We start from the raw sequence: 10,036 nt of genomic DNA on the forward strand, positions 1-10,036 counted from the left end.
CAAGGCAAACAACAGCATAAATTAAAAAATAACAAAGATGTTACCAATAATACTTTTTTAGAATCTTGCTCACCGTAACCTAATCGTTCTGAGAGTAAAACGGCTATGAAAAAATACTGATTTACCGATTTTTTTACATTGCTTCGATAAGGTCTAATAATCAAGCAAATTTCCTTAGTTTGAGGATGGCTTGTTGCAGAAAAAAATAACGGAAAAATTATGCAACTTTATCAAAGTTTACTGACAGTTTTGGCAATATCTGCTCTCTGTAGCGCTCCGCTACTTATTCAGTTAGTCAGCAAATTACCTTAGGGAGTTCCTGTTGCTTATCTTCAAAACAGAAACAACTCTGAGACATCAGTATGAGCCAGGAGAAAGATCGCGGTTATCTACTAACCATGGTCAAACTTGCGCTTTCTCTGCTACAGCAACCAACACTGCCTGATGAATTGCCCCATTGGTGGCGATAATACCTTGATTATTAAAGAGTTTCGACCCACAGGAGAAGTCCAAGGGCTGGCCGTACATATCCGTGACTCGCCCACCAGCTTCTTCTAGCACAATTACTCCTGCCGCATGATCCCAAATATGTTCCCTACGATGAGGTGATTGCGGCGAGGGCAAACGCAGATAAAGGGCAGCTTCACCCCGCGCCACTACACCGTATTTTGCCTGAGAATCAATATGCACCGAAGGAATACCGAACCCCATTGCCTCAGCCACGGCCTTTTCCATTACCGCGTTACCATGAGATAACTCAACACCCTCTGCTAATCTAAGTATCTCAACCTTCTCAGTATCATTAACGTGAATCTTAGTCGGTGCGCCTCCATCCAGGGGAATCATCACAGTTCCCTCACCTCGCACAGCCACGAAAAGAACGCCTCTTGTCTGATGGGGTTTGCTCAGATCAACAGGCAAAGCAGGACAGCCTAAAACGCCCAATTTCAACTCACCTTCCTCTACCAATGCTAAAGCGATCGCATATTGGTCACCCCGCACATATCCTTTAGTTCCATCAATCGGGTCTAAAGTCCAATATCGAGCAGCAGTTTGTCCATTACCCCGATCAATCCAGGTGGTGACGGTTTCGGTGGTTGCACGGGGAACCTGAGTTTTCACATATTTGGTCACTTGTGCCAATTGTTGAGTCATAGTTGGCAATTGCAACAAAGCTGAATCTTCCTCACCAACCACCGGATCAGCAGGGAAGTATTCAGCTAAGGCTTGGCAGATGACAGCTTGTGCACCGAAATCAGCTACAGTGACAGGGCTACGATCAGGCTTTTCTATGGTCAAAGAACCTTGATCTTGCCGGACTTGTTGGCACAATTTAGCGGCAGCAGTTACTGCCTTGATGGCGATCTCTTTTTCTAGCTGGTACAGCATAGTTGCCTTCTCCCGTCATCTTGTATCCGGGCTAATGATACTCTGATGTACCTGCCAGTGGAACAATATCTGCCGGGAGTCGGGCTAACTACCGCCAATTGCGATTTCCTTGTTCATCGGTACGCGCTTGGCGAATGACGTCGGAAATTTCTTCGGCATCCTTGACGTGATGTAGTTGCTTATGTTCTCCGTCTGGTTCTTCTACGTCGAAATAAGTAGGAACTTGGATATGATCGCCTGTAATATCAGCGGTATCTACTGCTAACTGTTGAGATTTTTCTTCAGATGTTTGAGAGGGTTTGGGTATATCGCCAGGATTGAGAACATCACTGGGTTTCGGTCTTACTGGTTTCTTGTTATCGCTCATAAATTTTAAGTTTATCTTTCAAGAGTCTCTCGTTACAGCCTCATGTTACAGAGACAACCCAGGATGATACCTCTTTCTCTAGAGATAACAATTTCTCTAACTTAATTGACAGCTATTCTTGAGTAGCTACACTGTCTTGATCGGATTCTGTACCCGAAAACTCGGAAGCATTAATTGAGGAAGGGGAAGAAACTGATTGTGGAGGAGTCTCTGTTTCTAGAGGATTATAAAAGAACTCTCCTGTCTGAGGCGGCAACTGGGGATCCAGAACAATCTCTGCCAGACTTTTAACTACCCCTGTCAGCGGAATTGCTAAAATTACGCCCAATATACCCCCGACTTTAGCTCCTAAGAGCAGGGAGGCAAAAATAATTACCGGAGATAACCCAGTGAGGTTACCCATAATGCGGGGTGCAACCACATTATCTTTGATTTGCTGTAGTGTGATTGCTGCTGCTAACACTTGCAAGGCCAACCACCAATCGATAAATGCTACCACAATCGTGACTGTGGCAATTCCTAAAGTCGCCCCGACAAAGGGAATCACTTCCATCAAACCGATAAAGACGGCAAAAAGTAGGAAAAATGGCACTCGCAACAACCAGAAAGCCAAGAATAGGGTAGTTGCCATGAATAACCCCAATAATAGCTGACCAGAGAAAAACCGTTGGAGATTGCGCTGTAATGATTGAGTCAATCCTTCTCTAATGTTGGGAGAAAAAATACTAGTTAGCCCCCGCCATACTCGCTCACCATCGATTAACATGTAAAATGAGAGAACTAAAATCAAAATTAGGTCTAAAAACCAGTTAAACGTCCCTAGTACCAAGCCAAAACCCGTGCTGGCGATCGCTTCTGCCTCTGCTTGCACTCTTGCCAAGATTTGAGAAGCAAAAATCCGTACATCAAAGGGTAAATTGTGTTGTGAACTCCAGGTTTGGAAGTCAACCAATTGCTGCTGACCTTGTTCAAACAACTCTGGTAACCTAGTGATCAATTGTCGCCCTTGATTAAAAACGGGTGGCGCTAGGGTTAAACAGAGGAAGACAACAGCTAAGGCAGCGGCTAAATATACAAGTATGGCGGCCACCGTTCTGGGCAAAAAAGGTTGTACGGTAGCAAGGGCATAGTTAAGCAAAAAGGCAATCAGAGAAGCCGTGAGTAGGATACTGATGAGTTCACCTACATAACTCAGAGCACTCAGGGTTAGCCAACCAGTTACTAAAATCAGCAGCCAGGTGATCAGGAACCGTTGGATAGGTGAAAAGGTATAATTCATGGGGCTTCTTTTCTGCGGCAATTGACTCCAAAAGCATGTTAGTGACTCTTTTAGAGAGCACCATCATCTCATTTATTATGAGCAAGGATTCTGGTGTAGCGCTGCTGCGATTAAACTGAAGGTTCAGAAATTAAGATAATTACTGCCCTAATTTCCCCCATCAAGTAGCGATAATGTCCCAAATTAGACTGATGCATGCCAAGCTTCATCGGGTACGCGTGACAGAAGCAAATCTCGACTATATAGGTAGTATGACAATTGACCAGGATTTGCTGGACAAGGTAGGTATTTTGCCTCTCGAAGAAGTGGAGGTAATCAACCTCAGCAATGGAAACCGTTGGTCAACTTATGCTATTCCAGGAACCCCAGGCAAAAAGGAAATTTGTGCTAATGGTGGAGGTGCACTCTTGTGCCAAACTGGAGATATTCTGATTATCTTTGCCTACGAAGAACGCGATCGCGCTGAGGTGCTGCAAGTAGGACACCAAGCCCGCGTCTTTGTTGCAGACGAATACAACTACCCTCAGGACTTTTTTTACCAAACCCTACACCCTGACCAAGGTAAACTGCAATTTTACTCCTCTAGTGACACTCAACTTGAGATAGGGAAATAGGAGATAATCTGCAAAGAAGTATAAAGTTTTATGAGGCGATTCAACACTTGTGTACTAATTAATTGCCGTTAAGGGATAATCAGCTCGGCAGTTACAAGCATCGCCGATCAGTTTATGCAGAATCAAAATAATCAAGAAAGGGTGCGTAAAACCTGGAAGCTCTTCAGGAACTTTGGGCTAGATGCCATTCCCATTATGAGGTTGAGGGAATCGCTACTTCAGGACTCACAGCTTACTATTAACTACCTAGTTCTGATTATTAGCTCTTGTTTGATTGCCACCTTTGGGCTACTCATTAACAGTGCTGCTGTAATTATCGGTGCAATGATTATCGCTCCTTTAATGCTGCCTTTGCGAGGATTTTCTTTTGCGGCTTTAGAAGGAGATAGAATTCTCTTACGCAGCAGCTTCCTATCTATTTTTATTGGGACTCTACTAGGTATTGCCTGTTCTTGGCTGGTGGGTACGGTAATTGGTTTGCCTGAGTTTGGCGAGCAAGTTTTGGCAAGAACTCAACCCAATCTGATCGACTTATTAATTGCTGTAGTAGCAGGTGGAATTAGTGGTTATGCCAAGATTCGCCCCTCTATAGGAGATGCTTTACCAGGTACAGCGATCGCAGTTGCCCTAATGCCACCACTTTGCGTAGTTGGATTAACCCTTTCCCAGGGAGAATTAAACTCAAGTTGGGGAGCTTTTCTGCTTTATTTAACTAACCTAATTGGTATTAATCTTGCTTGCCTAATTGTCTACGTACTGAGTGGATATGCTCGCAGCAATGAACTTGGTAGATCTTTGAGTTGGGGAGTATCTATTATTTTAATTGCTTTGTTAGCTGCACCTTTGGGAATTAGCTTTTGGCAACTGATTCAGCAAGCCCAAGCCAAAGAATCTGTTCAAAGAATTCTGGTTACTCGCCCCCTGGTTGATAGAGAAGATATAGAAGTGATTAACTCAGTTATTGATTGGAAAACAAAACCCCCTAGAATTAAAGTAGTTGTTCGTTCAATAGACCCAATTACGCCAGCAGAAGTTGAGGTAGTTGAGGGATTAGTTAATAATGAATTGGGGCGAGAGTTCAAAATGGTATTTGATGTCACGCCATCTCAGCGAATCGAAGCACCGAGAGTGTTAGCTCAATAACGCGACTTAGTAGTGAGGATGTGGCGCTTTACGCTCCGCTAACAACAATTGGGTATAAGTCTTTCTTGTCCTCTAAATCCCCCAATTCTGACACTGCTGGCGAAATATTTTATAACTTTATGAGACTATTGAAAGCCCCCTAAATCCCCTGCTCGCGCATTCTCTTGCGTCTTACGCCGACGCGGGGTCACTCGTCAACTTTGGCGGACTTTAAGGATATGTTCCCCTCAAATTTGGGGTGCTAGGGGGGCTAAATTAAGTATGCTGTCAAGAATTCCGAATTTTTAAGACGCCTTTTTGCCGTCCAATCTTTTCTCTTGAATCAACTCAAATCTCAAGCTGTGCACAATTTGTGATGGGTTGTTCATCTCGTCAGTCTAGGAAGATAAGGCTATACTCCTAAAAAGGGTGCGCATCCCCAATTGAGGGGAAAATCGCTAGACTGATTTGTAGGGTAAGCATTTGCCACTCGTTTGCATCAGGGCAGTTACTATCATCAGCCCCACCGCTCAATCTGGGGACTGGAAGGAACAAGGAAAAAATAGTTTTTCCTGGTTATTTTTGTCTTCTACATAATCAATTACTAATTACGAATTTAAACATTAGGAATTGGAATTAGTGCGACTTGACGGTCAATTTGATACTAGTCGCTGTCGAGTTTCATGGCTGAGTTTTAGGCTTCCTGATGAGAGTGAGCAAGTTTTAGTCCAAAGGTTAAAGATTTTCTAGTGGGTGCGCGCACTACTCAGTTTTAAAACTAAATTAATTGGATTTTTGTCAAAAGAATGAGTGTGAATCAGATTGGGGAAGTTGGAAGCTGGAAAGCAAGTCTGAAGTGGGCAAGAAAAACTTTAGGATTACTGCCTTTAGGGATTGCTTTTTGGAGTGTTCCGGCTTTGGCTCAGATTGTTCCTGATAATACTTTGGGAACGGAAGGTTCTCAGGTTACTCCTAATGTGGATATTCAAGGACTACCGGGGGAGCGCATTGATGGGGGTGCGGTTCGCGGCAGTGCTTTGTTCCACAGTTTTTCTGAGTTTAATGTTAATGATGGGCAGCGGGTTTACTTCGGTAATCCCAGTGGCATTGATAATATTTTGACGCGGGTGACTGGCGGGAATGTTTCTAATATTTTGGGGACTTTGGGGGTTGATGGTGCGGCGAATTTATTTTTGCTCAATCCGAATGGTATTTTGTTTGGGCCGAATGCGCGGTTAGATATTCAGGGTTCGTTTGTTGCCAGTACGGGGAGTGGTTTTCAGTTTGCTGATGGGAGTGAGTTTAGTGCGACGAATCCTGATGCAGCGCCGTTGTTGACGATGAGTGTAACTCCAGGGGTGCAGTGGGGAACGCAGTTGTTAGGGGAAATTAACAATGCAGGAAATTTAGAAGTTGGTTCTGGGCAAACCCTGGCGTTACACGGTGGCGATGTTACTAACACGGGTTCCCTGAGCGCACCTGGGGGTACAGTGATGATGTTAGGCGATCGCATCGGCTTATTAGATAATGCCCGAATTAATGTTTCCTCCCAGACGGGTGGCGGTACGGTATTGATTGGGGGAGGATTGCAGGGTAAGGGTGCAGTTCCTAATGCTAGGAGAACGTTTGTTGATGGGGGTGTCGAGATTGAGGCGGATGCGCTAACGACGGGTGATGGGGGTAATGTAATCGTCTGGGCGGATGAGGTGACGGGGTTTTATGGCAATATCAGCGCTCGTGGGGGAATTGAGGCGGGTAATGGTGGGTTTGTAGAAGTATCGGGGAAGGAACACCTGATTTTTCGCGGTAATGTTGATACGAGTGCAAGTCAGGGAAATCCTGGAACTTTACTGCTCGATCCGGAGAATATCACGATAGTGGATGGTGATGGAGCAGCACAAGTGAATGGTAATGGAGCAGCAAACGACGCTCAACTAAACGATGGTCAAATTTTGCAAGGAGATGGGGGGGCTTCATCCTTCACAATTTCTGAAAATACTCTCGAAAATCTAGCAGGCGATACTAACGTCATCTTGCAAGCAACGAGCAATATTACCATTGAAAACTTAGCTGACAATACCTTAGCTTTTCAGGCTGGGAGTGGAAGGATTGCCTTAACGGCAGATTCAGACAGCAATGGGGTTGGCTCTTTCCTGATGCAGGATGTGCAAGATACCCTCTACACCAGCGGACGTAATATTGAAATTTCAGGAGCGAGTTTGACGCTGGGTAATATCAATACTTCCTTTGAGAATGGGGGAGATGTGAGTCTATCAGCACAAGGGGATTTAATTGTCAGAGATATTGAGGCTAACGGTTTAGCTAGTGGTCATATTACTTTGACTACAGAAGGCACAGTTTCTATTAATAACTCTAAGATTCAGAGCGAGACAACAGGTTCAGAAACTGGCGGTGACATAAACATCACTGCTGACATGGTTGAAATCCTTGATGGTGGACTAATTGCTTCAAGGACATCCAGCTCTGGTGATGCTGGAAATGTAACTATCAATACCAAGCAGTTATTAATTCAAAATAGCCAACGAGATTCCGGTCAACGCACTGGTATTACAACAGGGATAGAAAAAGGCGTAAGCGGAGATGGAGGAGATATCTTTATTTATGCTTCCGAGTTAGTTGAATTAATTGGCAATAAGCCGGGTGAATTTATCCCTGACCTCACTAATTCAAATGCTGTTTTTCAAATTCAAAACATTTTAGTGGGATTAACGACTACTTCGTTTGGCAGTGGTAAAGCAGGCAACCTGAGTATCGAAACTAAACAATTCACTATCCAAGATGGTGCTGGTGCAGCGGCAGCAACACTAGGTACTGAAAGCGATGCAGGAGCAGGCGGTGAAATGAGAGTTTCTGCTAACACCATTGAATTTCAAGGTCTGGCAGGTTTAGCCACTGCCACAATTGGACCGGCTAAAGCTGGAGATTTAATCGTCAAGGCCGATAACATTACTCTAAGGGATGGAGCTTCGATATTAGCCGATGCAGTGGGCAACCCAGGTATAGTCAGACAGTCAGGTAATATATCCATTACAGCTCAAACTTTACTGCTCGATAATCGCTCGCGTATCTCGGCAACCACAGATACAGGTGATGGCGGCGATATTCAACTACAGAATTTATCGTTTAGTAATGTCTCTGGTACCACTGGGGGAAACATCAACCTAAAAAAACTACAGACACTACAGGTCACGGATAGCTTAATCTCAACCTCTACTCAAAGCGGCAAAGCAGGCAGTGTCAGGATAGAGACAACAGAGTCAGTCAACTTGAGTGGCACTTTCACTGATGAAGACAATAATAGTCGCGGCGCTATCCTCGCAGAAACTACTGGTTCTGGTCAAGCAGGCAGCGTCATCATCACCACCCCCACCTTGAATATCAACGATGGAGCTAGAGTTTCCACAACCACCACATCAACAGCCAACGATGCTGGGACGGGTGGTAATATTACCGTCAGTGCCAACACCCTCAAACTTGATGGTACTTATAATTCGAGGACTGGACTATTTGCCGAAACCGAAGGAGCTGGCGATGCTGGCAATTTGAAACTAGAACCCTACAGTGGTGGTGGTGACTTGCTCGTATATTTTGCTCAAGCAGGTCCTCAAATCTCGGTTTCCACCTCTGGCAGTGGTACGGGAGGAAAGTTGGAGGTTACTGCTCCTAACTCCGTTACCTTGAGTGGAGATGGATATGGAGAGCTGTTAGCTTCCGCTTCTAATGCAGGAAATGGGGGCAATATCGAGATCACAAGCAATGGAACCGTGAGTATTACCAATTATGTAATAGGAACCTTTAATACTGGAACTGGAAACGGCGGCGATATCACTGTTGATGCTGGTCAAACTGTGAACATTAAAAATAGCACGATTTACGCTACGACTAACGGGACATATGATGCTGCTGAGAATAAACTCAGTTCTAACAGTATCACTAACAATAGCGGTATTGCAGGTGATGTTACCATCCGAGCAGGAGCTAATAACGGTCCAGCCATCACCCTTACAGGTACTGGTATTGATGTTGCTGCCTTTGGTTCAGAAGGTCAAACAGGCAGTGTGACCTTGGAGGCTAGTAATCGTGGTGATATTACCCTGCGAGGAGCAAATTATTCGCCTATAATAATTTACACCGATAGCTATAGCAATAGGTCAACCAAAGGAATTTTTCTCGACGGCGGCAATATTCTGATTGACAACTATGAACTGGATGCTAGGGTATTTGGTGGAGCAGATGGTGGCAATATTTCGATTGATGGTAACTCTGTCACAGTGTTAAACAAAAGTAAGCTTATCACCAGCACACAACGTCTAGGTCAAGGCAGAAGTGGAAATATTACAATCAACGCTAGCCGCGTCACCTTAAACAACGAAGCAAAAATTTTTGCCGAAGCCGACAGTGGTAAAGCTGGGGATATCAACATCACAGCAACGGATTTGCTGCTGCTACGCAACGAAAGTAATATTTCAACTTCGGCTGGCAGGGACGGAGCAGGTGGCAATGGTGGCACAATCACTATTGATGCGGAAAATGGGTTTGTCATTGCAGTCCCCTCGGAAAACAGTAACATCGTTGCCAATGCCTTCGGTGGCCAAGGTGGTAAGATTACAATTAACGCCAACCGTGTCTTGGGACTAAAACCAGAAAGTCGGGTGACTACAGGGGATGCCTTGGATAACATCATCAAAAACCCTCCCAGTCAGATCAGCGCCGGTTCCGATCTCGGTTTTGAAGGCACTATTGAAATTAATACTCTGCTCATTGACCCCAGTCAAGGACTCGGTGAACTGCCTATCGAGATCGTCGATCCTCGCGGTCTAATTGCAACAGGCTGTGGGCCAACGAGTGGAACAACTGCCAATCGTCAAAGTGAATTTGTCGTCACTGGACGCGGTGGACTCCCTCCGGGCCCCAACGACCTGCAAACCCCTGGAACCCCTTCGCCAGACTGGGTTACTCGTGATGTAGGCAACGTCGCCAATGCAGATATTCCAGATGAACCTCCTACCATTGAGACAACTGACACCCTAGTAGAAGCCCAAGGCATGGTCAAAACCGCCAATGGAGAACTACTTCTCACTGCCGATGTTCCTACAGCAACCCCTCATCAGTCCAGATTTTCCCCCCAATTCTGTTCACCTGTTAGCGATCGCCGTTAGCGCATTTACTGCTTGTCGTAGAAAATTAAGGCTATATTAGACAGAGGCACATACGCCTCCAAAAATGTGCATCTACTCTAACTCA

General features: G+C 45.0%; 6 protein-coding genes. 3 read left to right on the plus strand and 3 right to left on the minus strand.

The window, feature by feature from the left end; all coding sequences use genetic code 11:
- Positions 1 to 402: 402 nt before the first annotated feature.
- The 3 genes from ACT7WV_RS11695 to ACT7WV_RS11705 all read right to left on the minus strand — a co-directional run bounded on the left by ACT7WV_RS11695 (position 403) and on the right by ACT7WV_RS11705 (position 3,035).
- The gene (locus ACT7WV_RS11695; RefSeq protein ID WP_445103058.1) at positions 403 to 1,389 is read right to left on the minus strand and encodes a 3'(2'),5'-bisphosphate nucleotidase; all 987 of its coding nucleotides are present in this window, start codon (positions 1,387 to 1,389) and stop codon (positions 403 to 405) included.
- 88 nt (positions 1,390 to 1,477) lie between these two features.
- Entirely contained in the window at positions 1,478 to 1,756 is a 279-nt protein-coding gene (locus ACT7WV_RS11700; RefSeq protein ID WP_445103059.1) for a hypothetical protein, read from the minus strand.
- 112 nt (positions 1,757 to 1,868) lie between these two features.
- Complete coding sequence (locus ACT7WV_RS11705) at positions 1,869 to 3,035, minus strand: AI-2E family transporter (protein ID WP_445103060.1); 1,167 nt, start codon at positions 3,033 to 3,035, stop codon at positions 1,869 to 1,871.
- A 173-nt stretch (positions 3,036 to 3,208) separates the two neighbouring features.
- Between ACT7WV_RS11705 and panD the strand changes: the two genes are divergently transcribed.
- The 3 genes from panD (at position 3,209) to ACT7WV_RS11720 (ending at position 9,951) form a co-directional block, all read left to right on the plus strand.
- Positions 3,209 to 3,649, plus strand: coding sequence for an aspartate 1-decarboxylase (panD, locus tag ACT7WV_RS11710; RefSeq protein ID WP_445103061.1), 441 nt, complete (start codon positions 3,209 to 3,211; stop codon positions 3,647 to 3,649).
- A 114-nt stretch (positions 3,650 to 3,763) separates the two neighbouring features.
- Positions 3,764 to 4,792, plus strand: coding sequence for a DUF389 domain-containing protein (locus tag ACT7WV_RS11715; protein WP_445103062.1), 1,029 nt, complete (start codon positions 3,764 to 3,766; stop codon positions 4,790 to 4,792).
- A gap of 785 nt (positions 4,793 to 5,577) precedes the next feature.
- Positions 5,578 to 9,951 carry a two-partner secretion domain-containing protein gene (locus ACT7WV_RS11720; RefSeq protein WP_445103063.1) on the plus strand — a complete coding sequence of 1,458 codons (4,374 nt, stop codon included), beginning with the start codon at positions 5,578 to 5,580 and terminating at the stop codon, positions 9,949 to 9,951.
- Positions 9,952 to 10,036: the final 85 nt, after the last annotated feature.

The sequence above is a fragment of the Symploca atlantica LB2515 genome, assembly GCF_052546295.1.

Excerpts from the sequence above, each read along its gene's own strand:
- ACT7WV_RS11695 (WP_445103058.1), bottom strand. The coding sequence starts at position 1,389 with ATGCTGTACCAGCTAGAAAAAGAGATCGCCATCAAGGCAGTAACTGCT.
- ACT7WV_RS11700 (WP_445103059.1), bottom strand. The coding sequence starts at position 1,756 with ATGAGCGATAACAAGAAACCAGTAAGACCGAAACCCAGTGATGTTCTC.
- ACT7WV_RS11705 (WP_445103060.1), bottom strand. The coding sequence starts at position 3,035 with ATGAATTATACCTTTTCACCTATCCAACGGTTCCTGATCACCTGGCTG.
- panD (WP_445103061.1), top strand. The coding sequence starts at position 3,209 with ATGTCCCAAATTAGACTGATGCATGCCAAGCTTCATCGGGTACGCGTG.
- ACT7WV_RS11715 (WP_445103062.1), top strand. The coding sequence starts at position 3,764 with ATGCAGAATCAAAATAATCAAGAAAGGGTGCGTAAAACCTGGAAGCTC.
- ACT7WV_RS11720 (WP_445103063.1), top strand. The coding sequence starts at position 5,578 with ATGAGTGTGAATCAGATTGGGGAAGTTGGAAGCTGGAAAGCAAGTCTG.